The sequence below is a fragment of the Oleiphilus sp. HI0086 genome, assembly GCF_001635225.1.
In genome coordinates, this window is the sequence record NZ_LWFZ01000186.1 from 1 (window position 1) to 720 (window position 720).

The 720-nt window shown below is 44.2% G+C and carries 1 protein-coding gene; it reads left to right on the forward strand.

All coding sequences use genetic code 11. The features are described from left to right. A partial coding sequence (locus A3756_RS02645; protein ID WP_068552859.1) for a crotonase/enoyl-CoA hydratase family protein occupies positions 1-674 on the forward strand: 674 nt, incomplete at its 5' end. Positions 675-720 lie beyond the last annotated feature (46 nt).

Genomic DNA, 720 nt, shown 5'->3' on the forward strand with positions numbered 1-720 from the left:
AGTTTGAGTTGCAAGATAAAGTAGCCACGATCAAAATTCAAAACGGTAAGGTGAATGCAATTTCTCACCAGGTCATTGCAGAATTGAATGAAGCGCTTGATCATGCTGAAGAGACCGGAGCGGTGGTTATTATCACTGGTCAGGAAGGTATATTCTCGGGTGGATATGATTTGAAAACCATGCAGAAGAGTATGGATCATGCGACTGCGCTTGTGGCAGAAGGTTCTACTTTAACGCGTAGAATGTTGGCTTTTCCTACGCCAATTATTGCTGCATGTAGCGGTCATGCGATTGCCAAAGGCTCCTTTATTCTTTTATGTAGCGATTACCGTATTGGTGCTAAAGGTCCATTTAAGCTAGGCCTGAATGAAGTGGCGATTGGTATGACAATGCACCAGGCAGGCATTGAAATGGCGCGTGGTCGTATCCCGACAAACTACTTTAATCGCTCGGTAATGAATGCAGAAATCTTTGATGTTGAAACGGCTGTTGATGCAGGATTTTTGGATAAGCTTGTCGATGCAGATCAGCTAATGACTGAAGCTAAAGCGTTGGCTGAAGAGTATAAAAAGCTGAATATGAAGGCTCATCACGGTACTAAGCTAAAATCACGCAAAGCCTTACTGGAAGCAATGGATGCTGCGATTGAAGTCGATCGTACGACGACTTTCTAAACCTTCCTTGTTACATAGAGGGCTTCGAGCCCTCTACCGAATGACC